The sequence below is a fragment of the Variovorax paradoxus genome, from assembly GCA_016806145.1.
Lineage (GTDB): Bacteria > Pseudomonadota > Gammaproteobacteria > Burkholderiales > Burkholderiaceae_C > Variovorax.
Map to the genome: position 1 here is coordinate 740,035 of CP063166.1, position 18,140 is coordinate 758,174.

An 18,140-nucleotide genomic window follows, 5' to 3' on the forward strand; every position below is an offset into this window, starting at 1 on the left:
CCCGAACACGACTCCCTTCATCCGCCAGAGGACTCCATCCATGACCATCCGCATCGTTCCCGGCGGCGCCACCCTCGGTGCCCGCGTCGAGGGACTCGACCTGTCGCGCCCGCTGTCCGCCGAGGTCTTCGAACAGCTGCTGCAGGCGCTCGGCCGCCACGGCGTGCTGAGCTACCCGCGGCAGGAGCTGTCCGCGACCCAGCTGCGCGACTTCTCGGCGAACTTCGGCCGGCTCGAGGTCAACGTGGCGGGCGCCTACCAGGAGCCGGGACTGCCCGAGGTCATGGTGCTGTCGAACATCGTCGAGAACGGCAAGCCGCTCGGACTCTCCGACGCGGGGCAGGACTGGCACACCGACATGTCCTACAACCGGATGATCGCGTTCACCAACGTGCTCTACGGCATCCGGATTCCGCACCGCGACGGCCAGCCGCTCGGCAACACCGAGTTCTGCAACATGCATGCGGCGCACGAGGCCCTGCCCGATGCGTGGAAGCGGCGCCTCGAGGGCATGACCGTGCTGCACGACTTCGACAAGTTCTGGGAAATGATGCGCCGCGAGCGCGGCAGCACACGCCCGCCGCTCACGCCCGCGCAGCGCGCGGCGCGGCCGCCGGTCTCGCATCCGCTGTTCCTCGTGCACCCGATCACGGGCCGGCGCGTGCTCTACGCCAACCCGGGCTATGCGATCCGCATCAACGAGATGGACGAGAAGGAAAGCGCCGAGGCGCTCGAATTCCTCTTCGCGCACCAGACCCGGCCCGAGTTCCGCTACGCGCATCGCTGGGAGGTCGGCGACGTGCTCATGTGGGACAACATGGGCACCATCCACAACGCGATCCCCGACTACCGGCCCGACGAGCCGCGCTACATCAAGCGCTGCCAGGTGATGGCGACGCGCTTCTTCCATGACGACGGCACGCCGCGCGCGGTGGCCGACACGGCGCTGGCCGGCGCATGACGCGCAGCGCGGCCGCCTGCTATTCGATCGCCGACCTGCGCACGCTCGCGCGCCGGCGGCTGCCGCGCGCCGTGTTCGATTTCTTCGACGGTGGCGCCGAGGACGAGCGCACGCTCGTCGGCAACGGCCGCGCCTTCGAGCGCTGGCAGCTCGCGCCGCGCGTGCTGGTCGACGTGGCGGATGCCTCGTCCGCCTGCAGCCTGCTGGGCGCGCCCGCGGGCATGCCGGCCGCCATCGCGCCGACCGGCGCGGCGGGCTTCGGCTGGCGCGGCGCGGACCTGGCGCTCGCGCGCGCGGCGGCCAGGATGGGTTTGCCCTACACCCTGTCGAGCAGCGCCACCGCCGCCATCGAGACCATCGCCGAGCAGGCGCCCGGGCGCCTGTGGTTCCAGGCCTATGTGCTGCGCAACCGGGACTTCTTCTGGCAACTGGTCGACCGTGCCCGCGAGGCCGGGTACGAGGCGCTGGTGATCACCGTCGACCTGCCCGTCGGCGGCAAGCGCGAGCGCGATTTCCGCAACCACTTCTCGATCCCGTTCCGCTTCACCTCGCGCAACGTGCTCGACTTCGCCTCGCGGCCGCGCTGGGCCCTCGACATGCTGCTGCGCGGCCTGCCCGCGATGGAGAACCTGCGCGGGCTCGAGACGGCGGCGACCAGCGCGGGCGCCATCGCCTCGTCCGTCGGTCGCAGCTACGACCCCGCCTTCGACTGGGCGCGGCTGGCCGAGGTGCGCGAGCGCTGGCCGCGCAAGCTGATCGTCAAGGGCGTGAGCCGCGCCGACGATGCCACGCGCCTGGCCGCCATGGGCGTGGACGCCATCGTCGTCTCCAACCATGGCGGCCGGCAGCTCGACGGCGCCGTTCCCAGCCTGCAGGCACTGCCCGAGGTTCTGCAGGGCGTGGCCGGGCGCTGCCCGGTGCTGGTCGACGGCGGCATCCGCCGCGGCGCGGACATCGCGAAGGCGCTGGCCCTGGGCGCGCACGGCGTGCTGCTGGGCCGCGCGACGCTGTTCGGCGCGGTGGCCGCGGGTGACGCCGGTGCGCAGCGCGCCCTCGACATCCTGCACGACGAACTGCTGCGCACGATGCGCCTGTGTGGCGCCCCGGGCGTGGCGCAGCTCTCGGCCGACCTGCTGCGGCCGGCCCCGTGAATCCCCGAACCGAAAGGAAAAACAAGATGACGAGACATCTGCCCACCCGCCGCCTGCTGCTGATCGCTGCCGCATTGCTCGGCAGCGCCGGCCTCCATGGCCGCGCGCAGGCCCAGAACGACTACCCCGACAAGCCGATCAAGCTCGTGGTCGGCTACAGCGCCGGCGGTCCCACCGACATCCTGGCGCGCGTGTTCGCGCAGGACATCGGCAGCGCGCTCGGGCAGTCGGTCATCGTGGAGAACAAGCCGGGCGCCAACGGCAACATCGCCACCGAGTACGTGCAGCGCGCCGCGCCCGACGGCTACACGCTGGTCGTCAACACCATCTCGCACAACGTGAATCCGCTGCTGCAGCCCGAGCGCGTCAAGTACGACCCGGTCAAGGACTTCACGCCCGTGAGCATGGTCGCGGTGCTGCCGCAGCTCATCGTCGTGGCCGGCGACTCGCCGTACCGGACGCTCGGCGACCTGGTGAAGAAGGCGCAGAGCGGGCCGAGCGCGGTCAGCTACGGCACGGCCGGCGTGGGCGGCTCGGCGCACCTGGCGGCCGCGCTGCTCGAGCAGCGCACGAAGACGAAGATGAACCACATCCCGTTCAAGGGCAACGCGCCGGCGCTGACCGAGGTGATGGCGGGCCGGGTCGACTTCATGTTCTTCCCGATGGTCGGCGTGTCCGACTTCGTCGCGAGCGGCCGCATCCGCATCCTGGCCGCCACCACCGCCCAGCGGCATCCCGACTATCCGCAGGTGCCCACCACCGCCGAGCTCGGCTTCAAGGGCTTCGAGGACTATGCGCAGCCGATCGGCTTCATCGCGCCCGCGGGCCTGCCCGCGCCCATCGCGGCCAAGCTCGACACCGCCATCGCCGCGGCGCTCGCCAAGCCGGCCATGCAGGCCAAGCTCAAGTCGCTGGGCGCCGAGGTCAAGCACCTCGGGCCGGCCGCGTACCGCCAGTGGCTCGGCGAGGACCGGGCCCGCTGGGCCCAGCTGATCCAGAGCGCCGGCATCAAGGGCGAGTGAGCGTTCCGCCTCAGGTCCCGCGCACCGCCGACCACACCAGCCGCAGCCCCAGCAGCCCCATCACGCCGCCGGCCGCGCGGTCGATCCAGGTCTTGTAGCGCAGGTAGGCCGAGCGCGGCGCCGCCGACGACAGCGCGAGCGCGACGATGGCGTACCAGCCGGTCTCGATGCAGAAGATCACGGCCGGCACGGCGAGCGCCAGCACCAGTGGCACCTCGCGCGGCAGGAAGGCCGCGAAGATGCTCGCGTAGACCACGGCCGTCTTCGGGTTGCTGACCTGCGTGGCCAGCCCGAGCAGGAAGGTGCGCTTGCCGCGGCCTGACTGCGGAAGCGACGCATCGGCGTCCTGCGCCATCGCGAGCGGCTGCCGCGCGCCGCGCCAGATGCGGATGCCCAGGTAGACCAGGTAGGCGCCGCCGAAGCCCTTGATCGCGAGGTAGAGCGCCGGCACCGCGAGGAACGCGGCCTGCAGCCCCGCGAGCGCCGCGATCGCGAACACCAGCCCGCCCGCGCCCATGCCGAGCGCGGCCGCGAGGCCATCGGCGCGCGAGGCCACGGCCGTGCGCGCCACCATCACGAAGCTCGGGCCCGGGCTCATCGCGCCCACGGCCATGGCGCCGGCGATGCCGAGCAGGGAAAGGGTGGTGTCGATCATCGGGGGGCTCTCCTTGAGTTCAGGTTCGTACAGTCTCGGCCCATGCGGGCCATCGCACATGCCAGCGGTCGCGAAGATCACCGACTCGCCGTCATCGTGCAGGGCCTACAAGCGCTTCCATTCCTCGACGACCACCTGAAAGCGGTCTTCATAGAGCACCTTGCCGGGATTCCGGGAGCGAAGCATTCGTACAGGACGTTCGTGCTGCGTCAAAAGAGCGGCCAGTATGCGCATCTGCTGGATGGATTCGATCGCACCGTCCTTGAACCAGGCCACGGCATTTTTCGACCAGCCGGACCCCGCGAACGGAGGGCAGGGCAGGTTCGTGTTCAACCACGCATAGGTGGCCTCGAGCAGTTCCTCCTCGGCGGCGGTGAGCTCGTTCCTGTCCCGAAGAAACCGTGCCTCGGACACCAACCCGTTGAGCAGGCGGTGATCCTCGTCATCGGCCCCGACCACGAATCGGACGAACACCGTGCCGGCTTATTGCTGCACGTTGACCGCCTCGACCTGCACCAGCAGCTTCACCTTGTTCTCGAAGCCGAAGTTCAGCCCCCAGGTGATGCCCCAGTCGCTGCGCTCGACGGTGGTCTCGAAGTCGCCGCCGCAGACCTGGCGGTTGATCAGCGGGCTCAGGTAGCAGTTGAAGCGCACGGCCTTGAGCGTGACGGGTTTGGTCTGGCCCATCAGCGTGAGCGTGCCGGGCACCTCGGCCACCTTGTCGCCGCTGAAGGCGATGCGCTCGGCGACGAAGCGGCCGGTGGGGAATTCGGCGACGTTGAAGAAGTCCTTGCTCTGCACGTGCCGGTTCAGCAGGTCGACGCCGGTGTTGATCGAGCTGATGTCCATGGTGATGTCGACCTTGCCGCTGGTGCCGGCGGCATCGATCTGCACCGAGCCGTCCTTGGTGCTGAAGCGGCCGCGGTTGGTGGTGGTGCCGTAGTGGCCCATCTCGTACATGACGAAGGTGTGGGTCGGGTCGACCACGTAGCTGGCGCCCTTGACCGGGCCGCCCGCGGGCTTGGCCGCGACGGCCGGGGCGGTGTATTCCTGCGCGGCGGCAAGGCCGGACGCGGCGAGCGCTAGGCCCAGCAGGACGGCGGAAAGCAGTGTCTTGTTCTTCATGGCGAATGCTGCATGCGGGGGAGTGTGTGGGGGTCAGGGCGCGCCGAGGCCGTCGACGACGAGCTTGAAGCGCACCTGCACGTCGTTGGCGATCACCGAGGTGTCGGTCCATTCGCCGTCGCCGACCTTGTAGTCGATGCGCTGCAGCACGAAGCTGCCGCTGGCCACCGACTGGCCGTTGGCGGCCGGCGCGATCGTCACGGGCACGGTCAGCGGCCTGGCGATGCCCTTGAGCGTGAGCTTGCCGGCCATCTCGAAGCGGCCGTCGCCGAGCGCCCTGATGGCCGTGGTCTGGAAGCCGGCCTGCGGGAAATGCGCGGCATCGAACCACGGCGCCTTGGGCAGCTCGGCATCGGTCATCGGGATGCCGAAGGCCGCGCTCGCGGTGTCGATCTGCAGCGCCACGCTGCCGCCCTCGGGCTTCCTCGGGTCGAAGGCGATGCGCGCGTCGAACTTCTTGAACGAACCCTCGACCGGCACGCCCATCTGCTTGCTCACGAACACGATCTGGCTTTTCTCGGGCACCAGCCGCGCGGGCGGCGGCTCGGCATGGGCCGCCGGAAGGAGAAGGGCGGCAAGCGCCAGCGCGCCGTGCCAGCGGTGAAGAAGCGAAGTCATGCGTTGGGTTTCCTGGAAGTCGACGACGGCCCGGGCCACATGCGCCGCAGCAGGCCGTCGCGCGCGATCCACTGGTGCTTGACGACGGCCGCGACGTGCAGCACCGAGACGGCACCCAGCAGGTAGGCGCCGGCCCGGTGCAGCGGCTGCAGCCACTGCTCGGCGAGCGCGCGGTCCACGGGCACGACATCGGGCAGCGGCAGCACGCCGAACCACACCACCGGCACGCCGAGCGCCGAGCTCTGGGCCCAGCCCAGCAGCGGCACGGCGAAGAACAGCAGGTACATCAGGCGATGGCTGATCGTGCGGCCCGTGCGCTGCCAGCGCGGCATGGCGGCCAGCACGAAGTCGGGCAAGGCGGGCGCCGGATGGCCGAGGCGCCACAGCAGGCGCACGGCGGACAGCAGCAGGATCGCGATGCCGGTCCATTTGTGCCAGCTGTAGAGGCGCACGCGCTGCGGCGAGAACGGCAGCCCGGTCATGTACAGGCCCAGTGCGAGCGCGCCGAGGATCAGCAGCGCCAGCAGCCAGTGCAGCCCGATCGCGACCGGCGTGTAGCGGGCCGCCTTCAGTTCGGCGAGGGTCGGGGGGGAGGGGGCGCTGGGCATCGGCGGGCGGGCCGGCATCGGGGATGGCGCGCAGCATAGCTCGGAACGCCGCGCCCGGTGGCGCCGCGCCCAGGAGGCTGCTACCGCGGCGGCGCCTGCTGCGCGCGCCGCAGCAGCGCATGCAGCTCGGCCGGCTGCACCGGCTTGCGCAGCGCATGCCAGCCGCGCTCGTTGGCCAGCCGCTGCGTGGCCTCGTCGATGTCGGCCGACACCAGCGAGATGGCCAGCGCGGGCTTGAGCTGCTGCAGTCGGGTGGCGAGCGCGATGCCGTCGAGCGCGCCCGGCAGCCGGATGTCGCACAGCGCGAGGTCGAGTGCCTGCAGGTCGGCCAGCGCCAGCGCCTCGGCGGCGCTGCCGTAGACGCGCGGCTGCGCGCCCCACTGGCGCAGCAGCGACTGCAGGCTGTCGGCGACCACGGCGTTGTCCTCGACCACCAGCACCGCGAGGCCGGGGCGCAGCGCGGGCGCGGCATCGGCCGGCGGCTTGAGGGCGGACGGCGCCGGCGGCGCGGCGTCGGCGGGCGCGGCCGCGAGCTCGAAGGCGAACACCGAGCCGCGCCCGGGCGCCGAGCGCAGCACGACCTCGATGCCGAGCTGGGTCGCGAGCCGCCGCACGATCGCCAGCCCCAGGCCGTGGCCGCGCTGCAGGTTGCGCTCGACGTTGCCGATCTGCTCGAAGTCGCCGAACACGCGCTCGTGCGCCTCGGGCGCGATGCCGATGCCGCTGTCGCGCACCTCGACGCGCCAGGCGGCCTCACCCTCGCGCCGGCGCGCGCGCACCGCCAGCAGCACCCGGCCCGCGGGCGTGAACTTGACGGCGTTGTCCACCAGGTTGGCGAGCACGCGGCGCAGCGAGACCGCGTCGCTCCAGGCCACCGCGTCGCTCGGGCAGCGCACCAGCACGCGGCGCTCGCCGGCCTGGCGCGCCAGTTCGTGCAGCAGCGGCGCCAGCGCGACCGCGGCCGGGCGCAGCGGGTCGGCCGCGGCCTCGATGCGGCCGATCTCCAGCAGCTGGTTGGTGAGTCCTTCCAGCGCCTGCTGGGCGCGTGCCAGCGAGCCCACCGTGTGCTGCACCGCCATCGTGTCGGCGCCCTCGCGCAGCTGCTGGCGCAGCACCTCGGCCTGCAGGCCGATCGCCATCACCGGCTGGCGCAGGTCGTGGTTGGCGGCCGAGAAGAAGCGCAGCCGCTCGGCCTGGGCCTGCTCGGAGGCGCGCAGGCCGGCCAGCGCCTGCTCGCGCAGGGTGCGCTCGTTGAGGCGCAGGCCGATGTTCTCCTCCAGCTGGCGCGAGCGCTCGGCCACCAGCTTCCACATCATGGCGGTGAGGCCGGCGCCGATGACGGCGACCGCGATCATCATCGGCGGCCCGAGCCAGATGCCCATCACGATGATCGGCGCCAGCAGCAGGGTGATCGCGAGCTGCGTGGCCGGCGTGTAGAACGAGACCGAGAAGGCGGCCGACAGCGTCATGCCCATCACGATCACGCCCAGCAGCAGCTGCAGCTCGATGCGCGAGGGGTCGAACAGCAGCACGCCGGCCGCGCCGTGCGCCAGCTCCCAGATGCCGGTGCGCAGCACGTGCACGCGCTGGGCGCGGCGCAGGCTCGCGGGCGTGAAGGGCTCGGGCAGGCGCTGCGGCACGAAGGCGCGCATCACCGTCACCAGCGTGATCAGGCCCAGCCAGGCCAGCGACAGCGGCAGCGAGAACTGCCAGGCGAACAGCGCCGCGATGCCGCAGTTCAGCAGGTACTGCACCGCCAGGATCGGGCCGATCGGCTGCACCGAGATGCGCAGCACCTCGCACTGGATGGCGAAGCCGTCGTCCCGCGCCGCCCCGGGGGAAGAGGGGTTACCGCCGGCGCTGGCGGGGTGGGCGGCGGGCGCCGCGGAGTCGTGCAGGGGCTTCATGGACCGGACCACTATAGGCAAGCAGGGCGACACAGCGACAATGGCAATCCCGTAGCCGGCCGTCGACCAAGCGAACTTCCGTGAATGATCTCTCCCTTTTCCTGCCTTGCGCCGCCGGCGTCGAGGAGTTTCTCGCGCAGGAGGTGCATGCGCTCACCGGCCGTGCCGGCGACGACCTGCTGATGCTGCGCGGCGGCGTGCGGGTGCGCGCCGACTGGCGCGAGGTGCTGCAGCTCAACCTGCACTGCCGCCTCGCGCAGCGCGTGCTGGTCGAGCTGGCCCAGGGCCTGTACCGCAACGAGAACGACCTCTACGGGCTGGCCAGCGGCGTGGCCTGGGAGATCTGGTTCACGCCCAAGCAGACCTTCAAGATCGAGACCACGGCCCAGCACAGCCCGCTGCAGAGCCTGAACTTCGCCACCCTGCGCATCAAGGACGCGATCGCCGACCGCTTCCGCGCCCGCGCCGGCGGGGTGCGCCCCAGCATCGAGACCCAGTGGCCCGACTGCCGCGTGTTCGCGCACCTGACCACCGACACCTGCACCCTCTACATCGACACCTCGGGCGAGCCGCTGTTCAAGCGCGGCTGGCGCCAGGACAAGGGCGACGCGCCGCTGAAGGAAACCCTGGCCGCCGCCATGCTGGCCGCCAGCGGCTGGTGGAACCCCGAGACCGGCGAGGTCGCCGGGCAGCCGCTGTACGACCCCTGCTGCGGCAGCGGCACCATCGCCATCGAGGCGGCCCAGATCGCGCTCGGCATTCCGGCCGGCTGGCTGCGCCGCTTCGGCTTCGAGAAGCTGCTGCCGTTCCAGCCCCATGTGTGGGCCGCGGTGCGCGCCGCGTCCGAACCGCCGGCGGCCGAAGCCGGCGCCGCGCCGCGCATCTTCGGCTCCGACGTCTCGCACCGCATGGTCGACTTCGCGCAGCGCAACGCCGAGCGCGCGGGCGTCGACCACGCGGTCGAGTTCCGCGGCGGCGACGCGCTGCAGCGCATGCCGCCCGCCGAGGCCGGCCTGATCGTGCTGAACCCGCCCTACGGCGAGCGCATCGGCATCGGCGGCGTGGCGCGCAGCGGCGCGCGCGAGACCGCGCAGGTGGCGGCGCCCGCCGCGGGCGAGGCGGAAGGCGACGGCGGCGAATTCTTCCCGCAGCTCGCGAGCCACTGGAAGAAGAACTACCCGGGCTGGACCGCCTGGGTGCTCACGCCCGACCTCAAGCTGCCCAAGCGCATGCGCCTGAAGGAATCGCGCCGCGTGCCGATGTGGAACGGCCCGATCGAGTGCCGGCTGTTCCGTTTCGACATGGTCGCGGGCTCGGCGCGGGGCTAGCGGCTTCATGCGCGTGTCCGCAGACAGCCCGGCGCTGCCCGCGCCGCCGTCGATCGTCATCGACACCAACATCGCGCTCGACCTGCTGGTGTTCGAGGACCCGGCCTGGGCCCCGCTGGCGGCCGTGCTCGCGGCCGGCGAACTGCGCTGGATCGCCACCGAGCCCATGCGCGGCGAACTCGCGCGCGTGCTGCGCTATCCGCTGATCGCGCGCCGCATGGCGCAGCGCGCGCTCGAGCTGCCGGCCGTGCTGGCCGATTTCGATGCGCGCGCGCGGCTGGTGGAGGGCGTGCCCAAGCGTGCGCCCTACGTCTGCAGCGACCCCGACGACCAGATGTTCGTCGACCTCGCGGTGGCGCACCGCGCGCGGCTGCTCAGCAAGGACAAGGCGGTGCTCTCGATGCGCAAGCGGCTGGGCACGCTCGGCGTGGCGGTGCAGGCGGCCTTCGAGCCGCTGCCGTAGCCGGCCGGCGCTCAGGCGCCGTGCCAGCGCCCGAGCAGCCGTGCCACGGCGCGCACGCGCTGCGTGTCGCGGCCCCAGCGCCGGCTCGCGGGCAGCTTCTGCGCCCACTTCATGCGCCGTGCCGCGTTCGCGATGCGCTCGCGCACGTCGGCGTTCACCTCGGCCAGCGCCGCATGCCAGTGCTGGCCGGCGGCATCGGGCGCCGCGGCCTCGAGCATCATGGCCGTGGAATGCAGGTAGCTGAGCCAGTCGCGCGCCTGGCATTCGGCCAGCGTCATCACCTCCGAGGGGTCGTCCTCGAAGTCGATGTAGCCGATCACGCCGTCGGGGCACTGCACCAGGTTGCGGTCGAAGGCCTGGCTCAGGTGCTGGCCGTGCGCATGCACGGTGGCGATCGCCGCCAGCCCTTCGCGCCAGACCGCGAGCAGCGCGGCCGGGCCGGCGGTGGCGGCCTGGTCGAGCCGCTCCTGCAGCACCACGGTGCCGCGGCCGCTGGCGCCCAGGTCCGAGATCAAGAGGCCGTCGGCCTGCTCGGCCAGCACCCGGGGCACGCGCAGTCCGGCCGCGGCCAGCTGGCGCAGCCGGCGCGCCTCGGTCGCGATGGCGGCCTCGCCGCCGGGGTTCGGCACCGGCTTGATGATGTCCAGCCGCGCCATGCGCGCGACCGCGGCCATCACCCGGTAGCCCCACTTGCCGTGGCGCGGGCCGGCCTTCTTGAGCCACACGCGCTCGTCGCCGAAGCGGTGGCTGGCCACGTTCTTGGCCTGGCGCGGCAGGGTGGTGCGCAGGAAGGCGGCGTAGTCGCCCGGCGCGGGCGCGGAGGGGATCGCGTCCAGCGGGGCCGGGCCCGAGGCCACGCCCTTGCGCATCGAAAGGCGCGCACCGGCGCCGCCACGTCGCAACGGATTCATGCGGCCAGCGCGAGCCCCTGGGGCGCCGTCGCGAGCGCCTCCTGCGTGCCCTGGATCCCCTGCGTCAGGGGCTGGAAACTGTCGGCGCTGGCCAGCGGCCAGTAGGTGCGGAACACGTTGTGCTGCGCGTCGAGCGGGCCCAGCAGCGCGCCGGGCTGCACCTGCATCACCAGGTTGCTCAGCAGGCGCACCTCGGTGTCGGAGATGCGGCGCACGATGTGGTGGGCCGTGATCTGCTGCGGATGGTCGAGGCCGGCGGCCTGCACCAGTTCCTTGAGCGCATGCAGCGTGCTGTGGTGGAAGTTGCGCACCCGCTCGGCCTTGGTCGGCACCACCAGCGCCTGCTGGCGCACCGGGTCCTGCGTGGTCACGCCGGTCGGGCAGTGGCCGGTGTGGCAGCTCTGCGCCTGGATGCAGCCCAGCGCCATCATGAAGCCGCGCCCCGCGTTGCACCAGTCGGCGCCCAGCGCCATCATGCGCGCCAGGTCGAAGGCGGTGATGACCTTGCCGGCGCAGCCCAGCTTGATGCGGTGACGCAGGTTCACGCCCAGCAGCGTGTTGTGCACCAGCAGCAGCCCTTCCTGCAGCGGCGCGCCCACGTGGTCGCTGAACTCGACCGGCGCCGCGCCGGTGCCGCCCTCGGCGCCGTCGACCACGATGAAGTCGGGCGTGATGCCGGTGGCCTGCATCGCCTTGACGATGCCGAACCATTCCCAGGGATGGCCGAGGCAGAACTTGAAGCCGGTGGGCTTGCCGCCCGAGAGCTCGCGCAGCCGGGCCACGAAATGCATCATCTCGGTGGGTGTGGAGAAGGCGCTGTGCGAGGACGGCGAGATGCAGTCCACGCCGATCGGCACGCCGCGCGCGGCCGCGATCTCGGGCGTGACCTTGGGCGCCGGCAGCACGCCGCCGTGGCCGGGCTTGGCGCCCTGGCTCAGCTTGATCTCGATCATCTTCACCTGCGGGTCGCGCGCGTTGGCGACGAAGCGTTCCTCGCTGAACGAGCCGTCGTCGTTGCGGCAGCCGAAGTAGCCCGAGCCGATCTCCCAGATCAGGTCGCCGCCGTGCACCCGGTGGTGTTGCGAGATCGAGCCCTCGCCGGTGTCGTGCGCGAAGCCGCCGCTCCTGGCGCCCTGGTTGAGCGCGAGGATGGCGTTGGCCGAGAGCGCGCCGAAGCTCATGGCCGAGATGTTGAACACGCTGGCGCTGTACGGCTGCGTGCAGACCTGGGCCGGGTTGGCATCGGCCGGCTGCGGCGTGCCGCCGATCACGATGCGGAAGTCGTGGCCGGCCAGTTTCGTCGGCTGCATCGAGTGGTTGATCCACTCGTAGCCCGCGATGGTCACGTCGAGCTGGGTGCCGAAGGGACGGTTGTCGGGCTCGCCCTTGGCGCGCTGGTAGACCAGCGAGCGCTGGGCGCGCGAGAAGGGCGCGGCCTCGGCGTCGCTCTCGATGAAGTACTGGCGGATCTCGGGCCGGATGAATTCGAGCAGGAAGCGCAGGTGCCCGATCACCGGGTAGTTGCGCAGGATCGCGTGCCGGGTCTGCCGCAGGTCGTGCACGCCGGTGCCCGCGAGCACCGCGAACACCACCAGCGCGAGCCAGGCGAACCAGAGATGGGGGGAGGCCAGAACGAAGGCCAGGCTGGCCGCGAAGCCGGCCACGCACAGGGCGAAGGCGGTGTAGCGGACCGGAAACGGAGTGATCGTGGGCATGGTTGTTGGGGGCTGCCGGAGCCTGCTGCATCATAGAGGGCTGCTTCGAACTTGCCATGACGACCACCCCACCCGACTCCGCCGGCACGAATCCGGCCCCCGCCACCGACCTGCAACCCCTCGGTCCCGACGACTTCGACGCCCTCGACCGGGCGCTCGACGCGATGCGCGAGCACGACGAGGAAATTCCCCAATGGGAGTTCTGCGAGGGCTTCCTGGCAGCGCTGGTTTGTACCCGCCGCGTCATCGAGCCCGCGGAGTACTGGCCCGTGCTACTGGGCGACGGCTTCGTGCCGGCCCAGCAGATGGAATTCGTCTGGCACTGGAAGCGCCGCTGGCGCGAGATCGAGACCGGCCTCGATGCCGACGTCGAGACGCTCGAGGACGAGCGCAGCTGGCAGCCCGAGGTGCTCGACACCCGCGGCGCCGTCGCCGCGCTGCCGCCCGAGGAGCGCGCCGAGATGGACGGCGAGGCGCTGCCCTCGTTCGCCCAGGTCTGGGCGCTGGGCTTCATGTACGCGGTCGAGAACTGGCCCGAGGACTGGACCCCGCCCCGCGACAAGGAGGCGGCCCAGATGCTCGACGACGCGCTCGAGAACATCGTCGTGCTGACCGAGGACGACAAGGCCAAGCCGGTGCTCTCGATGTACGACGAGAACGGCCCGCCCAGCGTGAGCCAGCAGCGCCTGGACGACTTCGGCGCCGCCATCTGGGCCGTGTACGACCTGCGCCAGCTCTGGAAGAGCCTGGGCCCGAAGGTCGAGACCCTCCGCAAGGAGGCCACGCCGGGCCGCAACGACCCCTGCCCCTGCGGCAGCGGCAAGAAGTACAAGAAGTGCCACGGTGCCGGCTGAGGGCGCCAGCACCGCTTCACCACCGGCCGGCGGGCTGAACGCGCGCGCCGCCTGGGCCATGGTGCTCGCGCTGTGCGCGGGCGTGGCGCTGAGCCAGGCCTTCCGCACCGTCGGCGCCATCATGGCCAGCCCGCTGCAGGCCGAGTTCGGCCTGTCGCCGCAGGCGCTGGGCATCTTCTCGGGCGCCTTCCATTTCGCCTTCGGCGCGATGCAGCTGTTCATGGGCATCGGCATCGACCTGCACGGCGTGCGGCGCACCGTGCTGGTGGCCTTCCCGGTCGCGATCGCGGGCGCGCTGCTGTCGGCCCTGTCCTCGAACTACCTGGTGCTGGTGCTGGCCCAGGCGCTGATCGGCGTGGGCTGCGCGCCGGCCTTCCTGGTCTGCACCGTCTTCATCGCGCGCCACTTTCCTGCCGAGCGCTTCGCCACCGTCTCGGGGCTGGTGCTGGCGATCGGCGGCCTGGGCATGCTGGTCACCGGCACGCCGCTGGCCTGGCTGGTGCAGGCGCATTCCTGGCGCGCCGGCTTCGTGCTGCTGGCGCTGGCGGCCGCGCTGGCCTGGCTCGCGATCTGGCACTGGGTGCGAGAGCCCGCGGCGGCCGCGCCGGCGCGGCGCGAGTCGGTGCCCGAGGCGATCCGCCAGTTCGGCGCGCTGCTGATGCTGCGCCACACGCTGGGCATCGTGGTGCTGGGCGGCGTGACCTACGCCGCCTTCATCTCGCTGCGCGGGCTCTGGCTCGGGCCGCTGATGATCGAGCGGCACGGCTTCTCGCTGGTGCACAGCGGCAACGTCGCGCTGGCGGTGTCGGTGATCTCGCTGGTCGGCGCGCCGCTGTTCGGCCGGCTCGACAGCGCCGAGCCCGGCGCGCGGCGCCGCCGCATCGTCGTCTGGGCGCTGGCCTACGCGGGCCTGTTCGCGCTGATCGCCTTCGTGCACTCGGCCTGGCTCGACATCGCCGGCATGCTGCTGATCGGCCTGCTCTCGGGCTTCATCGTCTGGCAGTACGCCGACGTGCGTGGCGCCTACCCGGCGGCGCTCACGGGGCGTGCGATGGCGGTCTTCACCATGGCGATGTTCATGGGCGTGGCGCTGATGCAGTGGGGCACGGGCGTCGCCGCCTCGGTGGCGGTGGCGCATGGCGGCGATCCGCTCACGGCCGTGCTGGCCACCATCGCCGCGCTGCTGCTGGCGGGCATCGCGGCCTTCGCCTGGCTGCCGGCGCCGGCCGTGAAGCAGCGTTCCTAGATCTTGAAGGCGCGCTGGATGTCCGGCCGCACCAGGTCGGCGTACTCGCGGTGCTTGCGGATGTAGCCCGCGATGAACTGGCACACCGGGATGACGTGCAGGCCGCGCGCGCGGGCCTCGTCGAGCACGTGCTTCGCGATCTTCGAGCCCAGGCCCTTGCCTTCGTGCGCGGGCATCACCTCGGTGTGGGTGAACATGATCGCGTCGGTCAGCAGGTTGTATTCGGCCAGCGCGGCGAGCTCGCCGCCGATGCGGGCCTCGTAGCGATGCTCGGCCTCGTTGTTCGAGAGGATCGGGGCGTTGTCGTCGGTGCTCATGGTTTTCCTTGCAAGGTTGGTGTTCAGGCGGGCCGGCTCGCGAGGTACCTGGCGAGGTTGGCGGCGGCGGTGGCGCGCACCTTGTTGCGCAGCATCGGCGACCAGCCCAGCAGCAGCCCCGGCGTGCCCAGCGCCTGGCGCGACCAGGTCCAGAACGGGAAGCTGTCGCGGTGGGTGGCGATCAGGCCCTCGGGCGTGAAGCCGAAGCGCGCGTCGATGCTGTTGTCGACCAGGCGGCCGGTGGCGCTGAAGCGGTAGTGGGCGTCCCAGTGGGCGCTGCCGCCGCGCTCGTCGGCGCGCACGTCGCGATGGCTCAGGCGCCAGACGTCCGCGCCCTTGGCCTTCGTGGCCTCGCACAGCATGCGCCACATGCCGCCGATCTCGCGTCGCCCGCGCAGCGAGAAGGCCTCGTCGTCGAACACCGCGTCGGGTGCATAGCAGGCTTCCATGGTGGCGGCGTCGAGCTGGGCGAACGCGCCGTAGAAGCGCTCGATGGTCTGCGCGTTGGTGGTGGCTGTCATGGGCCTCGGGCGCCGGCGGCGCGGTGGTTGGGGAAGAGGGTCAGAGCGCGGCCGGAAGGCTGCGCACCAGGAAATCATAGACCGCGCGGATGCGCCGGTCGGTGCGGACCTCGCGGTGCACCGCCAGCCACACCGGCAGCACGGGCAGCTTGAGCGCGGGCAGCACGCGCACCACCTCGGGGTCGCTGCGCGCCAGCGACTCGGCCACGAAGCCGATGCCCATGCCGTGGCGCAGCGCCTCCCAGTAGACGCTGACGTCGTCGGTGCGAAAGCAGAAGTCCTCGCGCTGCAGCGGCGCGCCGAGCGCGGCCGAGCTGCGCAGGATGCTCTCGTCGCGGTCGTAGCCCAGCAGGTCGTGCCGCGGCAGGTCGCTCCAGTGGCGCGGCGTGCCGCGCCGGCGCAGGTAGTCGCGCTGCGCGAAGGCACCGAGCGCGAAGCGGCCCACGCGCCGCGCCACCAGGCTCGCCGTTTCGGGCCGGGTCATGCGCAGCGCGATGTCGGCCTCGCGCCGCAGCAGGTTGCTGACCTCGTTGCTGGCCACCAGCTCGATCTGGATCTCGGGCAGCTCCAGCCGCATGCGCGCCAGGATCGCCGGCAGCAGGTGGCGCGCCGTCGCCTGGCTGGCCGACAGCCGCACCGTGCCCGAACTGGCGGCATTGGCGCCGGCCACGCTGCGCGACAGCGCGAGCGCGCCGTTCTCCATGACGCGCGCCGACTCGGCCAGCTGCGTGGCCATGGCGGTGGGACGCAGGCCCTGGCCGGTGCGCTCGAACAGCAGCACGCCGAGCTGCGATTCGAGCTCGGCGATGTGCCGCCCCAGCGTCGGCTGGCTCGCATTGAGCAGGCGCGAGGCGGCCAGCAGGCTGCCGCTGTCGAGGGCCGCGAGGAAGGAGCGGATCAGTCGCCAGTCGAAATCGAGGTCGGTGCCGCGCCGCATGGGATATTCAATTCTGAATATCTGTTGTCAACGGGTGTCTAATTGTGAAGTCATTCTTGACTTCCGATAATCCCCGGCATGGACGAGCGAAGAAACTTTGTCCGGCTGCTGGGAGGCGGTGTGGTGTTGGCCGCGGGCGCCGCGGCACTGGCCACCTGGTGGCTGCACGACGACATGCCGGCGGCGGCCCTGGAGATCTGGAACGGTCCGGGCGACGAGCCCGACGTGCGCCGGCGCGCGCTCGCCTATGCGGTGACCGCGCCCTCGGCCTACAACCGGCAGCCCTGGCGCGTGGACCTGCGCGAGCCCGATGCGATCGTCCTGTACTGCGACCGCGAGCGCCTGCTGCCCGAGACCGACCCCTTCGGCCGCCAGCTGGTGATCGGCCAGGGCGCCTTCCTCGAGCTGCTGGTGATGGCGCTGGCCCAGCAGGGCGTGGCGGCCAGCGTGCAGCTGTGGCCGCAGGGCGAACTGCCCGCCGACCCGCGCCAGTGGGGCCACCTGCCGGTGGCGCGGCTGCGGCTCGCGGGCGGCGGCACGCCCGATCCGCTGTTCGCCCAGGTGCTGCGCCGGCGCACGCCGAAGCAGCGCTTCGACACCGCGCGCCCGGTCTCGGCCGAACTGCTGCAGGGCGTGATCGCGGCGGTGCCCGACGGTGGCTCGCTGCGTGCCGACGGCACCGTCGAGATGGCCCGCGTGCTGCCGCTGCGCGGGCTCTGCCTGGCCGCGGCGCGGGTGGAGATCACCACGCCCCACACCGCGCGCGAGAACCTGCGGCTGCTGCGCGTGGGGCCCGAGGAGATCCTCGCGCACCGCGACGGCTTCTCGCTCAACGACCCGGCGCTGCGCGTGGCCGTGGCGCTGGGCCGCTTCGACCGCGAGGTGCCGGCGCGCGAGGGCAGCCGCGCCTTCGAGCGCACGCTGGCGCTGTATGCCGACCAGGCCAGCACCGCCATGGGCTTCACCTGGATCAGCACCGCCGGCAACAGCCGCACCGACCAGCTCAACGCCGGCCGCGCCTACCTGCGCCAGCAGCTGCGCGCCACCGACCTCGGGCTGGGCATGCACCCGATGAGCCAGTCGCTCGAGGAGTTCGCGGAGATGGCTGCGCACCACGCGGCGGCGCACGAGATGCTGCTCGGCCTGCCGCCGCCGCGCGACGCGCGCGGCCGCACGCTGCAGCTGCTGTGCCGCATCGGCTATCCGACGGCGCTGGTGCCGCCCGCGCCGCGCCGGCCGCTGGGCGAGTTCGCGCTGGCCTGATCAGGCCGCGGTCGGGGTTTCGAGCAGCTGCACCAGCGTGTGCAGCGCATGCCGCACCGTGGCCGCGCGCACCGTGGCGCGGTCGCCGTCGAAGCGGCGCCGCTCGGTGCGTACCTGGCCGTCGACCGACCAGCCGAACCACACGGTGCCGACCGGTTTGTCGGGCGTGCCGCCCGTGGGGCCGGCGATGCCGGTGACCGCCACCGCGGCGCGCGCCGGCGCCGAATGCGCGATCGCGCCCAGCGCCATCGCGCGCGCCACCGGCTCGCTGACCGCGCCATGCGCCTCGACCAGCGCGGCGTCCACGCCCAGCAGTTCGGTCTTGGCCGCGTTGGAGTAGGTCACGAAGCCGCGCTCGAACCAGGCGCTGGAGCCCGCGAGCTCGGTGCAGGCGGCGCCGATCAGGCCGCCGGTGCAGCTCTCGGCGGTGGCCAGCAGCCAGCCCTTCTTCAGCAGCAGGCCGGCCAGGGCCTCCACCAGCTCGGGCGTGTCGAGGTCGTGCGACGAAGGGGGCGGGAACGAGGATTCCATGGGTCGG

General features: G+C 72.1%; 20 protein-coding genes. 8 read left to right on the top strand and 12 right to left on the bottom strand.

The annotated features are described in order from the left end of the window. Positions 1-46 precede the first annotated feature (46 nt). The 3 genes from INQ48_03515 to INQ48_03525 are packed head-to-tail and all read left to right on the top strand — an operon-like array spanning position 47 to position 3,134. Positions 47-961: a TauD/TfdA family dioxygenase gene (locus INQ48_03515; protein ID QRF60592.1), complete on the top strand. Its 915-nt coding sequence runs from the start codon at positions 47-49 to the stop codon at positions 959-961. Then, a complete protein-coding gene (locus INQ48_03520) occupies positions 958-2,112 on the top strand; it encodes an alpha-hydroxy-acid oxidizing protein (GenBank protein QRF58349.1) in 1,155 nt (384 codons plus the stop codon). Before INQ48_03515 ends, INQ48_03520 begins: the two co-directional genes overlap by 4 nt. Before the next feature lie 26 nt (positions 2,113-2,138). Further along, positions 2,139-3,134 (top strand): tripartite tricarboxylate transporter substrate binding protein, encoded by a 996-nt coding sequence (locus INQ48_03525; protein ID QRF58350.1) that lies wholly within the window; start codon positions 2,139-2,141, stop codon positions 3,132-3,134. A 10-nt stretch (positions 3,135-3,144) separates the two neighbouring features. On the opposite strand, the gene INQ48_03530 is transcribed toward INQ48_03525, so the two are convergent. The 6 genes from INQ48_03530 to INQ48_03555 all read right to left on the bottom strand — a co-directional run bounded on the left by INQ48_03530 (position 3,145) and on the right by INQ48_03555 (position 8,047). Beyond that, positions 3,145-3,789 carry a LysE family translocator gene (locus INQ48_03530; protein QRF58351.1) on the bottom strand — a complete coding sequence of 215 codons (645 nt, stop codon included), beginning with the start codon at positions 3,787-3,789 and terminating at the stop codon, positions 3,145-3,147. A 105-nt stretch (positions 3,790-3,894) separates the two neighbouring features. Then, complete coding sequence (locus INQ48_03535; GenBank protein QRF58352.1) at positions 3,895-4,263, bottom strand: hypothetical protein; 369 nt, start codon at positions 4,261-4,263, stop codon at positions 3,895-3,897. 9 nt (positions 4,264-4,272) lie between these two features. Then, on the bottom strand, positions 4,273-4,914 hold the full coding sequence (locus tag INQ48_03540; protein QRF58353.1) for a polyisoprenoid-binding protein: 642 nt from the start codon (positions 4,912-4,914) through the stop codon (positions 4,273-4,275). A gap of 33 nt (positions 4,915-4,947) precedes the next feature. Further along, on the bottom strand, positions 4,948-5,532 hold the full coding sequence (locus tag INQ48_03545; protein ID QRF58354.1) for a YceI family protein: 585 nt from the start codon (positions 5,530-5,532) through the stop codon (positions 4,948-4,950). Continuing rightward, positions 5,529-6,140: a cytochrome b gene (locus INQ48_03550; protein ID QRF58355.1), complete on the bottom strand. Its 612-nt coding sequence runs from the start codon at positions 6,138-6,140 to the stop codon at positions 5,529-5,531. The genes INQ48_03545 and INQ48_03550 overlap by 4 nt, the downstream gene beginning before the upstream one ends. Before the next feature lie 80 nt (positions 6,141-6,220). Continuing rightward, positions 6,221-8,047, bottom strand: coding sequence for a response regulator (locus tag INQ48_03555; GenBank protein QRF58356.1), 1,827 nt, complete (start codon positions 8,045-8,047; stop codon positions 6,221-6,223). Positions 8,048-8,127: 80 nt separating this feature from the next. Between INQ48_03555 and INQ48_03560 the strand changes: the two genes are divergently transcribed. Both INQ48_03560 and INQ48_03565 read left to right on the top strand, forming a co-directional pair. Next, positions 8,128-9,375, top strand: coding sequence for a class I SAM-dependent RNA methyltransferase (locus INQ48_03560; protein ID QRF58357.1), 1,248 nt, complete (start codon positions 8,128-8,130; stop codon positions 9,373-9,375). Positions 9,376-9,382: 7 nt separating this feature from the next. Next, a complete protein-coding gene (locus INQ48_03565) occupies positions 9,383-9,838 on the top strand; it encodes a PIN domain-containing protein (GenBank protein QRF58358.1) in 456 nt (151 codons plus the stop codon). 11 nt (positions 9,839-9,849) lie between these two features. Here INQ48_03565 and INQ48_03570 read toward each other — a convergent pair whose 3' ends face one another. Next, positions 9,850-10,749 carry a hypothetical protein gene (locus INQ48_03570; GenBank protein QRF58359.1) on the bottom strand — a complete coding sequence of 300 codons (900 nt, stop codon included), beginning with the start codon at positions 10,747-10,749 and terminating at the stop codon, positions 9,850-9,852. Continuing rightward, on the bottom strand, positions 10,746-12,464 hold the full coding sequence (locus tag INQ48_03575; protein QRF58360.1) for an FMN-binding glutamate synthase family protein: 1,719 nt from the start codon (positions 12,462-12,464) through the stop codon (positions 10,746-10,748). Before INQ48_03575 ends, INQ48_03570 begins: the two co-directional genes overlap by 4 nt. A 56-nt stretch (positions 12,465-12,520) precedes the next feature. Here INQ48_03575 and INQ48_03580 point away from each other — a divergent pair, with 56 nt between their 5' ends. Both INQ48_03580 and INQ48_03585 read left to right on the top strand, forming a co-directional pair. Beyond that, entirely contained in the window at positions 12,521-13,318 is a 798-nt protein-coding gene (locus INQ48_03580; protein ID QRF58361.1) for a UPF0149 family protein, read from the top strand. Between the two features lie 58 nt (positions 13,319-13,376). Next, positions 13,377-14,564, top strand: coding sequence for an MFS transporter (locus INQ48_03585; GenBank protein QRF60593.1), 1,188 nt, complete (start codon positions 13,377-13,379; stop codon positions 14,562-14,564). On the opposite strand, the gene INQ48_03590 is transcribed toward INQ48_03585, so the two are convergent. From INQ48_03590 to INQ48_03600, 3 genes are read right to left on the bottom strand one after another with little or no spacing between them, the layout of a single operon-like run. Continuing rightward, positions 14,561-14,881 (bottom strand): N-acetyltransferase, encoded by a 321-nt coding sequence (locus INQ48_03590; GenBank protein ID QRF58362.1) that lies wholly within the window; start codon positions 14,879-14,881, stop codon positions 14,561-14,563. The genes INQ48_03585 and INQ48_03590 overlap by 4 nt on opposite strands. A gap of 23 nt (positions 14,882-14,904) precedes the next feature. Then, complete coding sequence (locus INQ48_03595) at positions 14,905-15,402, bottom strand: nuclear transport factor 2 family protein (GenBank protein QRF58363.1); 498 nt, start codon at positions 15,400-15,402, stop codon at positions 14,905-14,907. 40 nt (positions 15,403-15,442) lie between these two features. After that, positions 15,443-16,339: a LysR family transcriptional regulator gene (locus INQ48_03600; GenBank protein QRF58364.1), complete on the bottom strand. Its 897-nt coding sequence runs from the start codon at positions 16,337-16,339 to the stop codon at positions 15,443-15,445. 78 nt (positions 16,340-16,417) lie between these two features. On the opposite strand from INQ48_03600, the gene INQ48_03605 reads away from it, so the two are divergent. Beyond that, positions 16,418-17,602, top strand: coding sequence for a twin-arginine translocation pathway signal protein (locus INQ48_03605; GenBank protein ID QRF58365.1), 1,185 nt, complete (start codon positions 16,418-16,420; stop codon positions 17,600-17,602). On the opposite strand, the gene INQ48_03610 is transcribed toward INQ48_03605, so the two are convergent. Continuing rightward, on the bottom strand, positions 17,603-18,133 hold the full coding sequence (locus INQ48_03610; GenBank protein ID QRF58366.1) for a CinA family protein: 531 nt from the start codon (positions 18,131-18,133) through the stop codon (positions 17,603-17,605). It lies immediately after the preceding gene. Positions 18,134-18,140 lie beyond the last annotated feature (7 nt).